Raw genomic sequence first — 17,852 nt, forward strand, 5'->3', positions numbered from 1 at the left:
CAACATCATTGAGATTCCTTCGGAGGTACAGCCGGGCCCGCGGTCAGTCCTCCAGCGCCCCGTTGCAGAGCCGGTTCACTACCTCTGTGAGCGTCGTCAGGCCAGCCACGATGTCCTCGTCCGTGGTGTATTCGTGCTCGTTGTGTGAGATCCCGTCCACGCTGGGCACGAACAGCATCACCGTCGGGACCAGGTCCTTCATGTTGGTCGAATCATGCCCGGCCAGGGTCATGACCTGCTTGTTCGCCAGACCCAGGTCGGCCGCCACTTTGGCCGCGAGTTCAACGCCCTCTGGCTGGTAGGGGGTCACGGGCCAGGTGTGGGCGTGGTTGCGCTCCACCGTGACGTTCGCCAGCCTCTCGATCCCGGCGATCCGCTCGTCCAGCAAGGCGTCCGCCTCGGCCAGGACAGCTTCATCGGCGCTGCGCAGGTCCAGCAGCAGGCTCACCCGCGACGGCACCACGACGGGCGAGTTGGGGTAGACGTTCAGCTGCCCCACGGACGTGTGCAGCACGCCGGGGAAGGTGTCGGCAAGTTCCCGGGCGGCGACCACCATCATGGAGGCACCCAGCAGCGCGTCCTTCCGGTCGGCAATCACAGTGGAGCCCGTGTGGGCCTGCTCGCCATGGACCACGAACTCGTATTTGTTGGCCGCCCAGTTGGAGTTCACCAGGCCGATGGTGATGCCTTCGCGCTCCATGCTCCGGCCCTGCTCAATGTGGATCTCGGCGCAGTAGGCGGCTTCGGGGCCCTCGTAGCTGCCCCGGCAGCCGATCGCGTCCAGCGCCTCGCGGACCGAGACTCCGGCCGTGTCCGTGGTGGCCAGCGCGGTCTCGAGGTCGAGCTTTCCGGTGTAGACGGAGGAGCCCATCATGGACGGCTTGAAGCGGGAGCCCTCCTCGTTAAACCAGTTGACCACCGCGATGTTGAACCGGGGCTGCCCGGCGGCCCCGGCCGCGGCCCACTGCTCCACGAGCCGAAACGCCGCGTGGGCTGCGGCAAGGACGCCGTACGCGCCGTCGTAGCGTCCCGCCGTCGGCTGGGAGTCCATGTGGGAGCCCACCACCACGAACGGCGCACCCGGCACGGCCTCGTACAGACCCCACTGGTTGCCGGCCCGGTCGAACCGGACGGTGAAGCCCTTGGCCTCCAGCAGGCCCGTGAGCCACTGCCGCTGCTGGCCGTCCGGCACGCTGGCCGCCTGCCGGTCCACGCCGCCGTTCTCGGTCGCGCCGAATTCGCTCATGATGTGGAAGTCCCGCACGAACGCGGCGTCGCGGGTGCTGAAAATGGTGTGAGTAGTCACGGTGTTCCCCTATGAACGGTTGGTAGCTGGGTTGAAGAATGGACCGGTTGCGGCCGAATCGACCGCAACCGGGGACGAGAGGCCGGGCGTCCGGAACGTAAACGTCCCCCCGACGGCGGTGGCCAGCACCTGGAGTTCGGCGATGCTGCCCGCGGTGAGCGGGGACCCGGACAGGACGGTGAAGTCGGCCAGCTTCCCGGTGGTCAGTGAGCCTTTGATGCCGGACGTGCCTGTGGCTGCTGCGGCTCCGGTGGTATACGCCGCCAGGGCCTGGAGCGGGCTCAGCCGCTCGTCCGGGTTCCCGAAAACGGCGCCCGAGGCGGTGCGCCGGTCCACGAAGGCCTGCATGCCGCGGAGCACGTTGCCGTCCGCCACGGGGCGGTCGGAGCTGCCGGCGAGAGTCACCCCCGCGGCAAGGAACGACGCGGCCCGGTAGGCCCAGCCGAGCCGTTCCGGCCCGAGGGACAGCGTCATACCGTCCCCGCCGTCGAAAAAGAAGCTGGCCTGCGGGGTGACGGCGATGTCGGCTGCGGCAAGCCGTGGAAGCTGTTCCGGCCGCGTCATCGAGGCGTGTTCGATCCTGTTGGGCACGGTCCGGGGGCCGTATTTCGCGGCGCAGCCGGTGATGATCTCGATCGCGAGGTCAACGGCGCTGTCGCCGATCGCGTGCGCCGCGATCGACCAGCCCGCCGCGTAGGCGGCCTCGATCTTTGCCCGGAGCGCCTCCGGTTCCGCCTGGAAGTAGCCGGTGTTGCCGGTGTTGTCCGTCCCGCCGTGGCTGCAGTAGTCTTGGCTGACCGCGGCCGTTTCGCCGAGCAGCGAACCGTCCAGGAACACCTTCGCCGGGCCCAGGGACAGGAAGTCGCCGCCGAATCCGCTGGCGATGCCCAGGTCCAGACCGGCAGGTGCCGGGTCCTGCGGGTCCTGTCCGCCGAGCGGGTGGAGCACATCAAGGACCGGCATCAGCTGTGCCCGCGCGTGGAGTCTGCCTCCGGCCGCCGCCCGCTGGTAGGCGGCCAGCTCCACGGGGCTGTGGCCGATCCAGCCGCCGCCGATCCCGGCCTCGGTGAAGCTCGTGATGCCCTCCGCGGCGTAGTGGCTGGTGGCCCGGTCCAGTGCGGCTTCGATCGCCTCGGACGAGTACGGCAGGATCAGCTGCTGGATCAGCTGCTGCGCGGTTTCCTGAACCAGCCCCGTGGGACGGCCGGCGCCGTCGCGGACAATCACGCCGCCGTCGGGGTCCGGAAACGACGCCGGTTCGGCGCCGGCCAGCCGGAGCGCGGCGGTGTTGACTACGGCCATGTGGCCGGAGTTGTGCCGCATCAACAGGGGCCGGTTTCCCGTGATCCGGTCCAGGACGGCGATGTCCGGGAACTCGCCGCCGTGCTGCTGCTGGCTGAAGCCGGTGGCCAGCAGCCAGCCCGACGCCGGGCTGGACCCGTGCTCTGCCCCGGGCCCTGCGGCGCTGTCTGCCGCCATACCGGCCTCCAGCAGGGCGTAGAGCTGGTGCAGTCCGCGCGCGGCGGAGACGTCCAGCTCGCCCAGGCCCAGCCCGAACCAGGTGGTGTGGCAGTGGGCGTCGATGAAGCCGGGAGTCACGGTGGCGCCGCCGAGGTCCAGGACCTCGGCGGCCTCCATCGAGTCCAGGTCACCGTCGAGGCCTACAATCCGGCCCTGCCAGACCCCCAGCGAGGTGGCCTGCGGGCGGCGGTTATCCATGGTGAGGATGTCCGCGTTGCGCAGCAGCAGGTCGAGTTTCATGGGATTACCTAGCGTGGTTCTTTTAGCGGTGGGACGTGGTGACTGACTTGATGCGGGTGTAATCCTCCAGGCCAAAGACGGAGAGGTCCTTGCCGGTGCCGGAGTGCTTGAACCCGCCGTGCGGGGCCTCGGCCGGAATCACCTGGTGGCAGTTGATCCACACGGCGCCGAAGTCCAGTTCGTTGGATACCCGGGTGACGACGCCGTGGTTGTTCGACCAGACGCTGGAGGCCAGCGCGTACTTCGTGCCGTTGGCGAGCTCCACGGCCTCGGACTCGTCCCGGAAGGGCTGGATGGTGACCACGGGTCCGAAGATTTCCTCGCAGACCACCTCGTCGGCCTGGAACACTCCATCGATCACGGTGGGCTCGAAGTGGAAGCCGGCGCCCGTCCGCTTGCCCCCGGCCAGGACCCTGGCGTTCGCGGGAAGCCGGGACATGAAGCCCTCCACCCGGTCCAGCTGCGCGGCGCTGTTCAGCGGACCCAGGTCCGCGGCGTCGCCGCCGACCTGCAGCGCCGCGGCCGCCGCGGCGAGCGCGGAGCCGAACTCCTGGTGGATGGATTCCTCCACGAGCACACGGGTCACGGCGGTGCAGTCCTGCCCGGCGTTGAAGAACGCACCGAGCGCGATCTCCTTGGCCGCCAGGTCAATGTCGGTGTCCGCGAAGACGATCGCGGGTGCCTTGCCGCCGAGTTCGAGGTGGACGTCCTTGAGGGTCTTCGACGCCGCGGACATCACCTGTGCCCCGGCCCGGGTGGAGCCGGTGATGGACACCATTTCCGGGATCTCGTGGTCCACCATGGCGGCACCGGTCCCCCGGCCGCCGCAGATGACGTTCACGACGCCGGCCGGGTAAGCCTCCTGCGCCAGCTCGCCCAGGACCAGGGTGGACCAGGGTGTGGTGTCCGCCGGTTTCAGGACCAGGGTGTTGCCGGCGGCGAGCGCCGGTCCGATCTTCCAGATGGCCATCATGAACGGGTAGTTCCACGGGGTGATCTGGGCGACCACGCCGAGGGGTTCCCGCCGGACGGTGGAGGAAAAGCCGCGGACGTATTCGGTCTGCGCGGTCCCGGACACCACGCGGCAGGCGCCGGCAAAGAAGCGCAGCTGGTCGGCGCCGCGGAGGATCTCGATCTCGCGGGTGACCTGACGGGGCTTGCCGGTGCAGGCCACTTCAGCGTCGAGGAGCCTGTCGACGTTGGCCTCGATGAGGTCAGCGAGTTTGAGCATCATGGCCTGGCGTTCGGCCGGGGTGGTCCGCTTGTAGCTCTGGAAAGCGGTGTGGGCGGCCTGGAAAGCGCGGTCCACCGTGGCGTCGTCGCTGTCCGGCGCGGTGCCGAGCTGGACTCCGGTGGCGGGGTCGAAGAACGGCAGAGTGGCGGCAGCTGAACCGTCCGCCGCAGCCTCTGGGGCGATCTCACCGTTGATGATGTTGTGCAGGGTGATCATGACGGGCTCCGGTCAGTTGCTGGCGGTCTTGGGTGAGCGGGTGGTGGGGTCCTGCGGCAGGTGCAGGACTGCCGGCAGCCCGGATTCGACGGCGCGGCGGAAGGCGGCGCCGAAGTCCTCTGCCCTCTCCACGCGTTCTCCGTAGCCGCCGTAGGACCGGGCCAGCGCGGCGAAGTCCGGGTTGGTCATGTGCGTGCCCGAGGGCCGGCCCGGGTAGTGGCCTTCCTGGTGCTCACGGATCGTGGCAAAGATGCCGTTGTCCACCACGAGGGCGATGAACTTCCCGCCGTGGCCCATGGCCGTGGCCATTTCCTGGCCATTCATCATGAAGCAGCCGTCGCCGGCCACGGAGATCACCTGCCGTCCCGGGTAGGCCAGGGAGGCAGCCACCGCCGCCGGGATTCCCATGCCCATGGCACCGTTGCGGGGCGCGGCGAGCGAGTTCGCCGTATTGTGCTTCAGATAGCGGGCCGGCCACAACGAGTGGTTCCCGGCGCCGTAGGTGATGACGGCGTCGTCGTCCATTTCCTGCTTGAGGATTTCCATCACGACGGCGAGGTCAACACCGGTGCCGCCGTCCGGCTGCGCGGTGGAGAACTTCTCGTAGTCCGCACGGGCCCCGGCCAGCCAGCCGGCCGCGGGTTCCACCGCGGATTCCGTGCCGGCAAGTGCGTTGGCGAAGGACGCGACGTGGGCCGGAATGTGTTGGTCCAGCCGGCCGAAGTGGCCCAGCAGATCGGCGCCGGGGTGGACGACGACCGTGACGGCATCCAGTCCGCGTTTGTAGCCGTCGGAGAGCACGTCAGCGCGGACGCAGCCGACGAAGACCAGCAGATCGGCCTCATCGAGGCGGCGGGCGTTGGCGTCGCTGCGGGCGTAGCCGAGGTAGCCGGCGTAGGAGTCGCTGCTGTGCGGGACGGCGTCGTAGGCGCGGAAATCCGCGAGCACGGGGATGCCGTGGCGGGAGGCCCAGCCGGCCAGCGCGTCGGAGGACGCCTGGTTCCAGCCTTCGCCGCCCACCACGATGAGGGGCTTCTTGGACGCGGCCAGCCGGGTTTCGAGTTCGGCCAGGGCCGGGGCCGCAGGTGCCGGGCGGGAGACGATGCGCGGTTCCACGGTGCCGGATTCGATGGCGTGGACCAGCACGTCTTCGGGGAGGCCGATCACCACGGGACCCGGCCGGCCGCTGAGGGCCGTGAAGATGGCGTCGTCCACCACGCGGGCGGCGGACGCGGCGTCGTCGAGCGTCACGACCTTCTTGGCGGTGCTGCCGAACCAGGCGTTGATGTCGAATTCCTGGAACGACTCCCGCCCGCGGTCCGCCACCGGGATGAGGCCCACGAACAGGATCATCGGGGTGGCGTCCTGGTGCGCGGTGTGGATGGCGATGAAGGCGTTGGCGGCACCGGGACCACGGGTCACCATGGCCACGCCCGGAAGCTCCGTGAGCCGGCCTTCGGCGAGGGCCATGAACCCGGCGCCGCCTTCGTGGCGGGTCACCACGGTTTCAATGGAGGATCCGTGGAGGCCGTCCAGCACATCCAGGAAGCTCTCCCCGGGGACTCCGTAGACGCGTTGGATGCCGGCGCGTTCGAGCTGGGCAACAATCAGGTGCCCTGCTGTGGTTGAGGTGCTCAATGCTTCATACCTTTTTCTTCGATGCTGAGGGCCGGCAGGACAATCCCCGAGAGTGCGGTCAGAACCGACACAACCAGCAGGATGATGGCCCCGGGCCAGAATGAATTGCCACTGGCAGCCACGAGGGCTGTGGCGATAAGTGGGATAAAGCCGGAAATAACGCCGGCGCTGTTGGAGGTGATGGCTACGCCCGTGTAGCGGACCTTCGTGGCAAAGAGGGCGGTCAGCGCCGTGCCGGACACCGCGTAAGGGACGGACAGGGTGGCGACGCCGATGATCATGGCGCCGATGACCAGCACCGGGTTCGCGGTGTCGATAGCCAGGAAGACCGGAACGGCCACAACCGCGGAGACCACGCCGCCCCACAGAATGACGCGGCTGGCGCCGAACTTCTCGCCCATTCGGCCAGCCCAGATGAGGACAAAGATCTCCAGCGTTGCCGCGAGGAGGGAGCCCAAGAGCAGGGTTTCGTAGGGCATCTTGAGGATCTTGGTGCCGTAGAAGACCACAAAGCTGGTGATGAGGTAAAAACCGCCGATGCCCAGCAAAGCGGAGCACATGCCGACCAGGATCTGGCGCCAGCTGTTGGTCAGGACGCCGCGGATAGGCGCGTGCTCGGTCTCGCCCGACTCCATGAGGGCCTCGAACTCGGGGGATTCACTGAGCCTGCTGCGGATCCACATCGAGATGGCCAGCAGCGGGATCGCGGCAATGAACGGGATTCGCCAGCCCCACGCGTCAAAGTTCGTTTGGCCCACGAGGTAGAGCATGCCGAAGAACCCGCCGGAGGACAGAATGGTGCCGATCGGCGAACCGATCTGGGGCAGCGCAGCGTAGCGGGCCCGCTTTGCCACGGGCGCGTTTTCGACGGCGATGATCACCGCGCCGCTCCACTCGCCGCCCACCGCGAGTCCCTGGATGATCCGCAGGGCCACCAGGATAATAGGGGCCGCAATGCCGATCGTCATGTAGTTCGGCAGCAGGCCGATCAGGCCGGTCACGACGCCGATACCCACGATGGTGACCATCAGGATTTTCTTCCGGCCTACCTTGTCCCCCAAGGAGCCGAAGATGAACCCGCCGATCGGGCGGGCCACGAAGCCGACAGCCAGGGTGGCGAAAGAGCTCATCGCCGAGACGAAGGGGTCCTCGGACACGAAGTACTGGGCGTTGAACACCAGCGCCGCGGCAGTGGTGAAAAGGAAGAAGTCGTACCACTCGAGGGCTGTGCCCACCAGGGCTGCCAGGGCCACCTTGCGGGTGACACTCTCATCCACGATCCGTAGGTCCGGGCGCTCCGCCCCTGTCACTGCCGTGCTGTTGTTGCTTGCCATGAATTACTCCAAATTGCTAGGGACCGGATACCTCGGACGGACGACATCTTTCGCCGCCTGCCCCGTGATGTGGCTCACCCTTGGGTCTGACTCCATTCTTCCAGTAGGTTCATCCAAAATAACTAGCAATGCGTCACGGGATTTCGGTCCTAGAATGTGTAAATGCACAATTTTCAGGACAACGCCGCGCGCTGGGGAGAACTGGTGGAGCGGCTGCACGGGCGGCTCGACGAACTCGTGGACCTCTTCATGGCCCGGGTCCAGGAGATCCCCGAATATGCCGGCAACAGGGTTGACCTCCCGGAACTTCGCAAAACTGCCCGCGAGACGTTCCGCCGTCTCGTGGACGGGCTGCGGGACAAGGAGTTGCAGCAGGCGGGCCGCAACGGCGACCGCGACTCGCTGATGCAGTTCTCCTCCGAGCTGGGCGCCAAGAGAGCAAGGGCAGGGATCTCTCCCGAGGCCCTGATTTCAGCCGTCCGGCTGGATTTCAGCATCCTGTGGGATGACCTGCTGCAGATCTCTGATCCCGAAGACGCCATGCTGCTGACATCCAGGGTGGACAGGGTGTGGCGCGTCGTGGATGAATTCGCCACCCATACGCACTCGAGCTACTCGGCGGAACGGGTGCGCATGGCACAGGAAGAATCAAATATCCGCCGCGAGTTCATCGCCCGGCTTTTCAGCAAGTCTGAACTTTCCGCAGACACGATCAGCCAGGCCGCCGCAGCCCTCGTTACCGATCCTGACGCCAGGTTCTCCATAGTTGCCGCCAGCGGGGAGGCAGCCTCGAAACTGCGCGCCATCGCAGCTCAGGGCCCGCAGTCCTCGCAGAAGCTCTTTGTGCACGAATTCGGCGGCAGCGCCTATGTTTTCTGGGCCCTCGGCCGTCCCGCCAGTGGACGGGCGCAACCGGAAGGCCCCGCCTATCTCCCGGCCGGCATCGCCGGGATCCCCTGCGGCTATGTGGAAGGCTTTGCCGGCCTGCGCGCCCTCCCGGCAGCGGCACGGACTGCCGAGCGTCTGGCACTGCTCCTCCAACCTTCGGACAAGGGCCCCCTGACTGCCGCCGGCGCCTGGGCCAGGCTCGCGAAGCAGCAGCTCCAGGACGCCGGCCTGGACCTGTGGGCGGACCTGGACTCGGCACTCTCGCCATGCCGCGGCGGGGAGCGCGAACGCCTGGAGGAAACGGTGCGCCACTTCCTGTCCACCGGCAATATCACCATCACGGCACAGGCCCTTTTTTGCCACCGGAACACCATCCTCAACCGGCTTCACCGCTTCCAGGACCTGACCGGGATCGACCTCGCAGTACCCTCCCAAGCGGCCAGGCTGGTGGTTGCGTGGGCCTGAGTGCGACTGGGGTGCCGGCGTAGGGCGGCCTGCCTGAACCTTGCCTCCGGGTTGTGTGAACACACAATTTTGGTGGATTTCTGGTGGATTTTTTGCCATTGAACTGTGATGGCTGACACAGGATAGTTGGTGACTATCTGCACCGGACAATCGTCCCCGCACCCCATCTGGAGAACTGATGGCTCACATGGTAAATACCACTGCCGCCGCTGCTACGGCACGGCTGGACCTCGCAAAAATGCGCAAAATCGCCCTAGCCAGCGTCATTGGCACCACCGTCGAGTGGTACGACCTCTTTGTATTCGGCACAGCGTCCGCGCTGGTGTTCAACAAGATCTTCTTCCCCAGCTTCGACCCCATCGTGGGCACCATGCTCGCGTTCGGCACCTTCGCCTCCGCCTACATTGCACGCATGGTGGGCGCCATCATCTTCGGCCACTTCGGGGACCGCCTGGGCCGGAAGTCCATGCTCCTGATTTCACTGCTGACCATGGGCGCCGCCACGTTCGCCATAGGCCTGCTTCCGGACTACAACAGCATCGGCATCATGGCGCCTCTGCTGCTGCTCTTCCTGCGCGTCATCCAGGGCCTGGCCCTGGGCGGCGAATGGGGCGGCGCCGTCCTGATGACGGTGGAACACGCTCCCGCGTCCAAGCGCGGGTTCTACGGCTCGTTGGTCCAGGTGGGCGTGCCCGCCGGGACCCTGATCGCCAACGTCGCGTTCCTCATTGTCGCCTCGACGGTCAGCACCGAAGAGCTCCTTGCCTGGGGCTGGCGCATCCCGTTCCTGGCCTCCGCGCTGCTCGTGGCCGTGGGCATCTACATCCGCCTGCACATCGAGGAAACCCCGTCATTCCAGGCGGTCAAGGATGCCGGCGCCAAGGCCAAGCTGCCCTTCGCGGCCCTCATGGCCAAGTACTGGAAGCAGGTCATCCTCGGCGGCGTTGCCACCTTGTCCACCGGCAGCACCTTCACTCTGCTCGTGGCCTCGGGCGTCTCCTACGGCAAGAAGGAACTGGGCCACTCGGAGGCCCTGATGCTGTGGGTCGTGCTGGCCGCCTGCGCCTTGTGCTTTGTCCTGATCCCTTTCTTCGGCCGGCTCTCTGACAAGCACGGCCGCAAGCCGATCATCTACGCCGGAGTGGCCGCCGAGGCAGCCCTGGCGTTCCCGATGTTCTGGCTCATGGACACCAAGTCCGTGCCGCTGCTCTTCATCGCCTACCTCGCCATGATGACGGCCTTCGCCGCGAACTACGGCCCGATCGCCACATTCCTCGCCGAGCTCTTCGGTTCAAAAGTCCGCTACTCGGGACTGTCCGTGGCCTACATGCTCTCCGGGCTCCTCGGCAGCGCCGCAACACCGTTCATCACCACGTGGCTGCTGGGTATGACCCACCAGAGCTCCTCCATTGCGTGGTACATCATGGCCGCCGCCCTCGTCTCGCTCGGTGCCTTGTTTGTCCTGACCGAAACCCGGCACGGCAACATCGACGCCGTCGACTCCGCCCCCACTGACGCGTTCACCGACGCAAGCACGGACCCGTCCGCCGAAGCGGTGGCTGCCAAATGACAACGCCGCACGCCGTGCTCCCCGCTGTTCCTCCCGTAAACGGGACTGTCCGCCGGATCGCGCAGATCCCGGGTGGCGCAGCCGCCGTCGGCCCCTTCTCCCAGGCAGTCGTCGCCAATGGGTTTGTGTTCACCGCCGGCCAGATCCCCGCGGTCAGCGGGCTGGATGACCAGCCGGACACCTTCGAGGACCAGGTGCGCCAGACCATCATCAACCTCCGGTCCGTGCTGGAGACGGCGGGGTCCGGCCTGGACCACGTGGTCAAGGTGAACGGCTATCTCACGGATCCCGACCGGCTCGATGCCTACAACCGGGTCTACTCGGAGTTCTTTGGCACGGCCAAGCCTGCGCGGACCACTGTCTGCGTGAGCCTTTGGGGCGTCGCGCTGGAAATCGACTGCGTGGCCGTGGTTGCCGGCACGACGGCGCCGGAAGCCCCATGAGCGCGGTGAGCGCGGTGAGCGCGGTGAGCGCGGTGAGCGCGGTGAGCGCGGTGAGCGCGGTGAGCGCGGTGAGCGCGGTGAGCGCGGGGCTTAACGAGGGGCTCGCCGCCGTCAGCTACCCCACGATCGGGCACTTCCTGGAGGACGGATTCGTGGATCCGGCCATCCGTTCGCTGCTCGACGGCGTCAAGGTGGCGGGCCCGGCGGTCACGGTGCGCATCGCTGAGAATGACGCCTACGCCATGAACCGTGCCCTGCTGGAGCTGCACCCCGGCGCGGTGCTGGTGGTGGACATGTCCGGTGACCACCGGCACGCGCCGGTGGGCGCAGTCACCGCGGCAGCGGCCACCGCGCAAGGCGCCGCCGGCGTCGTCGTCGACGGCGTGGCCACCGACATCCTGGAGCTCCGGGCCACCGGCCTGCCGGTCTTCGCCCGCGGGACCTCGTGCCTGACCACCAAAAGGGTCCGCAGCGGCGGCTCCGCGGTGAATGTCCCGGTGCAGTGCGGCGGCATCCAGGTTAATCCGGGCGACTGGGTGCTCGGGGACGACAACGGCGTGATCGTCCTGTCCCCGGAGGCGGCGGCCGAGGTGCTGGGCCAGGCACTGGCCTCTGACGCCGCCGAACCGGCGCTGCTGGCACGGATCGCATCCGGCGAGCCGCTGGAATCGGTGCTGGCGTTCTGAGGGACGGCGCGGGGTTCGGGTCAGGGATGGGGTAGAACTTAACCATGAATGTGCGCACCCCTGACCCGAATCCCGGCTGGCTCTCCGACGACGACTTGTCCGAAGCGCGGGGCAAGCTGCCGATGGTCTATGTCGAGGCCGTTCCGGTCCGGCTGGACCCTCTCGGGTTCGTGAACGAGGTCGGCACGCTGCTGCAGGCCGACGAGGACGGCACCATGGTCCGTTCCCTGGTGTCCGGCCGCGTTCTCTACCGCGAGACCATCCGCGCCGCGCTGCTCCGCCATATGGAGAAGGACCTGGGCCCGCTTGCCTTCCCGCAGCTGCCGGTCAGCCCGGTGCCGTTCACGGTGGCCGAGTACTTCCCGTCTCCGTCCCACACCGGCTTCACGGACGACCGCCAGCACGCCGTTGCCCTGGCGTACGTCATTCCCGTCACCGGCGAATGCTCCCCGCGCCAGGACGCCCTCGAGCTGACCTGGATGACCCCGCAGGAGGTCATGAGCACGGACGTGCAGCTGGAATTCAGCGGCGGCCGGGGGGCCCTGATCCGGCAGGCGCTGGCCTTCGCGGGAGTCGGCAACTAGCCGGCTTCCTTCGGTCCCGCGCCGTCCGGGGACGCTCGGGGCGGCCCCTGCGTCCCCGACTTCACGCACCGGATTTTGTAGACTGTTGGGCGGACCGCAAGAGAACTTTAAGGACTCCCGATGACCCACCCCCCAGCCTCCCGGAACTACAGTGAACAGCAGGCTGGATCTCTGCGGGCCGGCGACCACCTGATCCTGCCCGACGGAAACCGCTCCGCCGAGATCCATCGCGTGGATGTTGAAGCCGACGATTTTGGTACTCCCGCCATGGTTTTGGCGACGCTCAGCGGCGGCGGTGTGCTGCGGATCGCGGCGGGATCAATGATCCGGGTCACTGACGACGCTGAGCCCGGCCCCCCGGCCTCTTCCGACGGCGGCGCGTTCGGCGCCGTCGCCCCCTCCGACGGAGCCCCCGACGCCGGCGCCCCCGAACTTCCGGCGTCCGGCCCTTCCCCCGAACCAGAAGAGGAAGTGCGGGACGCAACGGAGTCCGACAACACGGCGGCCGCCGTCGTCGTTCCTCCCCAGCCCGTTGCCCCGGCCGCGGTGAGCGGTCCCAGCGACGCGGAGCTGGCGCTCATCCCGGCCCTCGAAGGCACGCCGGAGTCTGTCGTGGAGGCCGCGGCCGAGGCCCATCCGGGCGCCGTCGGTGTGCTCCTACTCAGTGAACGGCTCGCCAAGGGCATCAACACCAAGTCCGGGAGCTGCCTGAAGGACCTCAGCGACCTCGCGCACGAGCTCTTCGTCACCCTCAAGGACGCCGACAACGCCCTGGCGGTCGCGGACCTGCTCAACGTCCTGCCGTTCGACGGCAACCCCGACCGCTGGGCCTCCGTGGAGTCGTCCCTGGCGCTCTCCAGCTACATCTGCCGCCAGCTGGGGCAGGACCAGCGCGCCGGGATCTACGAGAAATTCCTCCGCGCGCCGGAGGCCATGGAAACGGACCCGTTCAAGGCCAGGATCAACGCCAAGGTACGCCAGCGCTCGCTCAACGAGCCCAACCTGTACGACAAGGAAATCTTCCGCTCGATCGACAACGCGAACCCGGATGCGGAACGCGAATGGCGCCTGCTGCGGCTCGAGGCGCTCCTGTTCCTGCGCGCGCACGGCGGCTCCGAAACGGTTGGCACCGTTGAGCTGGAACGCCGGATCGGCAACGAGCTCGAATCAGTCCGCGCCTGAGGCCTGTGTGGTCCTGCTGGGCCTGCCCCGTTGGGGCCTGGCGTTGGGGCCTGGCGTTGGGGCCTGGCGTTGGGGCCTGCCCGATAGGGCTTAGCGTTCGGCCCTACCCGATGGGTGCCGGGAGTTGTAGATTCACCCCATGACGAACAATCTGAGCGTTGTGATTAATTCTGACGCGCAGCAAGTTTGGACCATGCTGCGCGAACCCGCCAAGATCGCCCAATGGCACGGCTGGGTGGCCGATGACCAAGAGGCCGAAATCAACGAAATCTACTTCGGCCCCAATGTGGTCGAAGGCGCAGACCACACCTCCTTGGTGGTCGACGGCGGGGACGTCTTCACGTTGAAACCTGTCCCGACGGGCACGGAAGTCAGCGTCACCCGGGCTGCGATCGACCACAATTCCGAGTGGGCAGCCTGGGACGAGGACATCACCCAGGGCTGGCTGACCTTCCTCCACCAGTTGCGCTTCGCCCTGGAACGGCACCCGCACGGCAAGCGCCGGACCTTCTTCTTCTCCGTGCCCGGCTCTGGCGGGTCCGCGATAGAAAAACTCGGGCTCAGCGACGTCCCGGCGCCCGGGGACCCGTATTCGCTCACCCTGCCCACAGGCGAGGAGCTCTCCGGCAAGGTGTGGTTCCGCAGCAACCATCAGGTTGGCCTGACGGTCCACCACTACGCCGAGCACGGGGACGGCCTGCTGATCGTGGCGGACCAGCCCGCCATCGAGGACGTCCGGCCCGACGGCGGATCCCTCGCGATCGTGTCCACCTACGACCTCGGGGCCCACCAACTGGAGGCGGTCCGTAATTACTGGGACAAGTGGCGGGCTGAGAACTACCCCACATCGGATCCCGTCCACTAAGGCAAGGGCAGCGTTAGCTGGCACACTTGAACCGTGCCAGCCAATCCTGACTTCGCTTCTGTGCCCCCCGCGCCTGCCCGGCAGTCCGAGTTCTCCTTCCGCGTGGGCAAACGCCTGAGCGAGGCGTGCCCGCCGTCGGCCGGGCAGATTGCCACCAACGGCGGTGAGTTCTTGGGCCGGACCGGCACCATCGCCACCCCGCACGGGGAGATCCAGACCCCGGCGTTCATCGCCGTCGGCACCAAAGCCACGGTCAAATCCGTGCTGCCGGAATCCATTGCCGAGCTCGGCGCACAGGCCGTGCTGGCCAACGCATACCACCTGTACCTGCAGCCTGGCGCTGACATCCTGGACGAGGCCGGGGGCCTCGGCGCGTTCATGAACTGGCGCGGGCCCACGTTCACGGACTCCGGCGGTTTCCAGGTGATGAGCCTGGGCTCTGGGTTCAAGAAGGTCATCGACATGAAGTCGGTGGACAATTCAGGGCCGGACGACGCCGTCGCCCCCGGCAAGGAACGCCTGGCCCACGTGGACGAGGAAGGCGTGTGGTTCAAGAGCCACCTCAACGGCGACCGGCACCGCTTCAGCCCCGAGATCTCCATGAATGTCCAGCACCAGATCGGCGCGGACATCATGTTCGCCTTCGACGAGCTCACCACGCTGCAGAACTCGCGCGGCTACCAGGAGGAGTCGCTGGAACGCACCCGGCGCTGGGCCGAACGGTGCATCACCGAGCACTTCCGGCTCACGAACGAGCGCGCCGGCAAGCCCTACCAGGCGCTGTTTGGGGTGATCCAGGGTGCCCAGTACGAGGACCTGCGCCGCAAGGCCTGCCGCGACCTCGGCGCCATGAACTTCGACGGCTTCGGCATCGGCGGGGCGCTGGAGAAGGAGAACCTCGGCACGATCGTGCGCTGGTGCAACGAGGAACTGCCGGAGAACAAGCCGCGGCACCTGCTGGGCATTTCCGAACCGGACGACATCTTCACCGCCATTGAGAACGGCGCGGACACCTTCGACTGCGTCTCCCCCACCCGGGTGGCCCGCAACTCGGCGTTCTACCACCCCACCGGCCGGTACAACCTCTCCGGCGCCAAGTACAAGCGCGACTTCGGCCCGCTGCAGGAAGGCTGCGACTGCTACGCCTGCCTGAACTACTCGCGGGCCTACATCCATCACCTGTTCAAGGCCAAGGAGATGGTCTCGGCCACCCTGATCTCGATCCACAACGAACGCTTCGTGGTGAAAATGGTGGACGACGCCCGGCTCGCCATCGAGGCCGGCAACTTCTTCGAGTTCAAGGCCGAGACGCTGCGCCGGTATTACTCCTAGGGGCTTCGTCCCGCCCGCCGTCGAACCGCTTCGTCCCGCCCCGCCGTCGAAGTCGCCGGAACCGTGCCAGATCGCCGGAAGGTTCCGGCGACCCCGCTGCGTTCCGGCGACTCGGCGTAGAAGTCGTCCGCCAGGCCGTCAGGCCCTCAGCTCGTCAGGTGCAGCGACGCCGAAAGCGCCGCGTCAGCATCCCGCAGGACCTTGGCCGCCACCTGGAGGCCCTCGATCCGGCCCAGGGAGACGTCCTCATGCTCGATGTTGACCAGCATGTTGGGGTCCACCTCGTACAGCGCGCGCAGGAACTCGGTCCAGTAGGCGGTGTCGTGCCCGCGGCCCAGGGCCACGAAGTCCCAGGCGGAGTCCTTGGGCCACTCGTTGGCCCACTCGTCGCCGCCGAGGTTGGTGCGGCTTTCCTCCGGGGAAAGCCGGCGGAAGCTGTTGTCGAGGACACCGTAGAGCGCGGCGTTCCCCGTGTTCACGCGGACGTCCTTCGCCGCCGCCTGGACGACAAGCGGACCGAGCTCGCGGACCACCGCCACCGGATCCATCTGCTGCCAGAACAGGTGCGAGGCGTCCAGCTCGACCCCCACGTGGGTCGCGCCGGTCAGCTCGATGAGCTTGTGGACATCGGCAGTATTGAACACGATGTTCTGCGGGTGCAGCTCGAGGGCAACCTTCACGCCGTGATCGGCTGCGAGGCGGTCGGTTTCCTTCCAGAAGTCGGCCGCGATGCCCCACTGATAGTCGAGCACGTCCAGGGCCGCCGAGTTCCAGGCGTTCACGACCCAGTTGACCGTGGTGGCTCCGGGTTCGCCGCCGGGCAGGCCGGACATGGTCACCACGCGGTCCTGTCCCAGCCGCTGCGCCAGCCGGATGGAGCGGCGGATGTCCTCGGCATGCTTCTCGCCGATTTCACGCTTGGGGTGCAGCGGGTTGCCGTTGCAGTTCAGGCCGGCGATCGAGACGCCGGTTCCCTCGAAAATCGCGAGGTAGTCGTCGCGGGCCGCGTCGCTCTCAAGGATCTGGTCCATGGTGGGGACGTGGACGGCCGGCAGGAATCCACCCGTGTTGATTTCGATGCCGGTCAGTCCCAGGCCGGCGATGACCTTGAGGGCCTCGGGCAGCGGCCGGTCGTGCAGGATTGCGTTGTAGACACCGAGTTTCATAGCGTGATTTTCTTTCCGTTGTTGAGGGCGGATTCAGTGACAGCGCCGAGCAGTTCCATGTTGCGCACGCCCTCGTCGAACGTGGCGCAGCGGGGCAGGGAGTCCGCCTGGCTGAGGCCGGCGACCTCCTCGAGGAAGGCCCGGGACTGGTAGGCGAAGGCGTCGTTCTGGCCGAACCCGACGCTGGGCGCGTCCATGGCCAGGCCGCCGGCGATGTAGGGGTGTCCGGGGCCGAGGATGACCTGGCGGTAGCCGTTCTCGTTGGCCGGGCCGTCGTTGAGGAACAGTTCGATTTCCGCGGGGCGGCGCTGATCGAACCGGGCGGCGCCGTTCTCGCAAAAGACCTCGAAGATGAGGCTGTTGGCGTGGCCGGCCGCGACACGGGAGACCTCGAAGCCGCCGGCGCCGTTCTCGAATTCGGCGGAGAACACCGCGTAGTCGTCGTTTTCGACGGGCTCGAAGGTGTCGCTGACCGCGGCGTGGTCGTGGCCCATGACGGCGCCAAGCGGCAGCGGGCGCTTGTCGATCACGGTGCTGAGGCGTCCGCCGCTGATGGATTTGATGTCGCCGCAGAGGAACTCGGCAACGTACGTCAGGTGGCTGCCGACGTCGGCCAGCGCACCGGAGCCTGGGCCTCCCTTGTAGCGCCAGCTCATGGGCGCCGACGGACTGAACCCGTAGTCGGTCCAGTAGCGGCCGCTGAAGTGCAGGACGTTGCCCAGGACACCGCTACGGATGAGGTCGCGGATGTAGGCGATGCCCGGCGTGCGGCGGAAGGTGAACCCGATGCGGGCGATCGAACTTGCGTTGCGGGCCGCCTCAGCCATGGCGCGGGCGTCCTCGATGGAGTCGCTCAGCGGCTTCTCGCACAGCACGTGCTTCCCGGCGGCCAGCAGGCCTTCCACGACTTCGCGGTGGAGGGAGTTCGCGATCACGACGCTCACGACGTCGATGTCATCGGCCTCGGCGATCGCCTGCCACGAGGTGTCATTGCGTTCGTAGCCAAAACGCTTCGCGGCCAGGGAACCAAACTCGGCGTTGACGTCGCCGATGGAGACCAGCCGGATAGGAGGAAGAACGGGGCTGTAGAGCGCGGACGCCGTCCGGTACGCAGCCGCGTGCGCTTTTCCTGCCATTCCGGCGCCGATTACGGCAACTCCCAAACTGTCAGCCATCGATTTC

General features: G+C 67.3%; 15 protein-coding genes. 8 read left to right on the top strand and 7 right to left on the bottom strand.

The annotated features are described in order from the left end of the window. Nucleotides 1-43 precede the first annotated feature (43 nt). The 5 genes from MRBLAR12_RS21735 to MRBLAR12_RS21755 are packed head-to-tail and all read right to left on the bottom strand — an operon-like array spanning nucleotide 44 to nucleotide 7,489. Nucleotides 44-1,306 (bottom strand): M20 family metallo-hydrolase, encoded by a 1,263-nt coding sequence (locus MRBLAR12_RS21735; protein WP_364748372.1) that lies wholly within the window; start codon nucleotides 1,304-1,306, stop codon nucleotides 44-46. A 9-nt stretch (nucleotides 1,307-1,315) separates the two neighbouring features. Continuing rightward, nucleotides 1,316-3,067, bottom strand: coding sequence for an amidohydrolase (locus MRBLAR12_RS21740; RefSeq protein WP_229994623.1), 1,752 nt, complete (start codon nucleotides 3,065-3,067; stop codon nucleotides 1,316-1,318). 22 nt (nucleotides 3,068-3,089) lie between these two features. Continuing rightward, on the bottom strand, nucleotides 3,090-4,517 hold the full coding sequence (locus MRBLAR12_RS21745; RefSeq protein WP_364748375.1) for a gamma-aminobutyraldehyde dehydrogenase: 1,428 nt from the start codon (nucleotides 4,515-4,517) through the stop codon (nucleotides 3,090-3,092). Nucleotides 4,518-4,529: 12 nt separating this feature from the next. Beyond that, the gene (locus MRBLAR12_RS21750; RefSeq protein ID WP_364748377.1) at nucleotides 4,530-6,155 is read right to left on the bottom strand and encodes a thiamine pyrophosphate-dependent enzyme; all 1,626 of its coding nucleotides are present in this window, start codon (nucleotides 6,153-6,155) and stop codon (nucleotides 4,530-4,532) included. Next, the gene (locus tag MRBLAR12_RS21755; RefSeq protein WP_229994620.1) at nucleotides 6,152-7,489 is read right to left on the bottom strand and encodes an MFS transporter; all 1,338 of its coding nucleotides are present in this window, start codon (nucleotides 7,487-7,489) and stop codon (nucleotides 6,152-6,154) included. Before MRBLAR12_RS21755 ends, MRBLAR12_RS21750 begins: the two co-directional genes overlap by 4 nt. 162 nt (nucleotides 7,490-7,651) lie before the next feature. Here MRBLAR12_RS21755 and MRBLAR12_RS21760 point away from each other — a divergent pair, with 162 nt between their 5' ends. From MRBLAR12_RS21760 to tgt, 8 genes are all read left to right on the top strand, one after another. Further along, nucleotides 7,652-8,842, top strand: a complete 1,191-nt coding sequence (locus MRBLAR12_RS21760; RefSeq protein WP_364748380.1) for a helix-turn-helix domain-containing protein — start codon at nucleotides 7,652-7,654, stop codon at nucleotides 8,840-8,842. Between the two features lie 187 nt (nucleotides 8,843-9,029). Beyond that, the gene (locus tag MRBLAR12_RS21765; protein ID WP_229994618.1) at nucleotides 9,030-10,412 is read left to right on the top strand and encodes an MFS transporter; all 1,383 of its coding nucleotides are present in this window, start codon (nucleotides 9,030-9,032) and stop codon (nucleotides 10,410-10,412) included. Next, nucleotides 10,409-10,855 (top strand): RidA family protein, encoded by a 447-nt coding sequence (locus MRBLAR12_RS21770; protein WP_364748382.1) that lies wholly within the window; start codon nucleotides 10,409-10,411, stop codon nucleotides 10,853-10,855. Before MRBLAR12_RS21765 ends, MRBLAR12_RS21770 begins: the two co-directional genes overlap by 4 nt. Further along, on the top strand, nucleotides 10,852-11,541 hold the full coding sequence (locus tag MRBLAR12_RS21775) for an RraA family protein (RefSeq protein ID WP_364748384.1): 690 nt from the start codon (nucleotides 10,852-10,854) through the stop codon (nucleotides 11,539-11,541). The genes MRBLAR12_RS21770 and MRBLAR12_RS21775 overlap by 4 nt, the downstream gene beginning before the upstream one ends. A 44-nt stretch (nucleotides 11,542-11,585) precedes the next feature. Further along, nucleotides 11,586-12,125 carry an NUDIX hydrolase family protein gene (locus MRBLAR12_RS21780; RefSeq protein WP_229994615.1) on the top strand — a complete coding sequence of 180 codons (540 nt, stop codon included), beginning with the start codon at nucleotides 11,586-11,588 and terminating at the stop codon, nucleotides 12,123-12,125. Between the two features lie 120 nt (nucleotides 12,126-12,245). Beyond that, nucleotides 12,246-13,307: a DUF6707 family protein gene (locus MRBLAR12_RS21785; protein WP_364748387.1), complete on the top strand. Its 1,062-nt coding sequence runs from the start codon at nucleotides 12,246-12,248 to the stop codon at nucleotides 13,305-13,307. A gap of 139 nt (nucleotides 13,308-13,446) precedes the next feature. Further along, a complete protein-coding gene (locus tag MRBLAR12_RS21790; protein WP_229996195.1) occupies nucleotides 13,447-14,172 on the top strand; it encodes an SRPBCC domain-containing protein in 726 nt (241 codons plus the stop codon). 33 nt (nucleotides 14,173-14,205) lie between these two features. Continuing rightward, entirely contained in the window at nucleotides 14,206-15,504 is a 1,299-nt protein-coding gene (gene tgt, locus MRBLAR12_RS21795; protein ID WP_364748390.1) for a tRNA guanosine(34) transglycosylase Tgt, read from the top strand. A gap of 146 nt (nucleotides 15,505-15,650) precedes the next feature. Here tgt and MRBLAR12_RS21800 read toward each other — a convergent pair whose 3' ends face one another. Continuing rightward, nucleotides 15,651-16,670, bottom strand: coding sequence for a sugar phosphate isomerase/epimerase family protein (locus tag MRBLAR12_RS21800; protein ID WP_364748393.1), 1,020 nt, complete (start codon nucleotides 16,668-16,670; stop codon nucleotides 15,651-15,653). After that, entirely contained in the window at nucleotides 16,667-17,845 is a 1,179-nt protein-coding gene (locus tag MRBLAR12_RS21805; RefSeq protein WP_364748395.1) for a Gfo/Idh/MocA family protein, read from the bottom strand. Before MRBLAR12_RS21805 ends, MRBLAR12_RS21800 begins: the two co-directional genes overlap by 4 nt. Between the last annotated feature and the right edge of the window lie 7 nt (nucleotides 17,846-17,852).

The sequence above is a fragment of the Arthrobacter sp. LAR12-1-1.1 genome, assembly GCF_040676555.1.
In the GTDB taxonomy this organism is placed as follows: Bacteria; Actinomycetota; Actinomycetes; order Actinomycetales; family Micrococcaceae; genus Arthrobacter.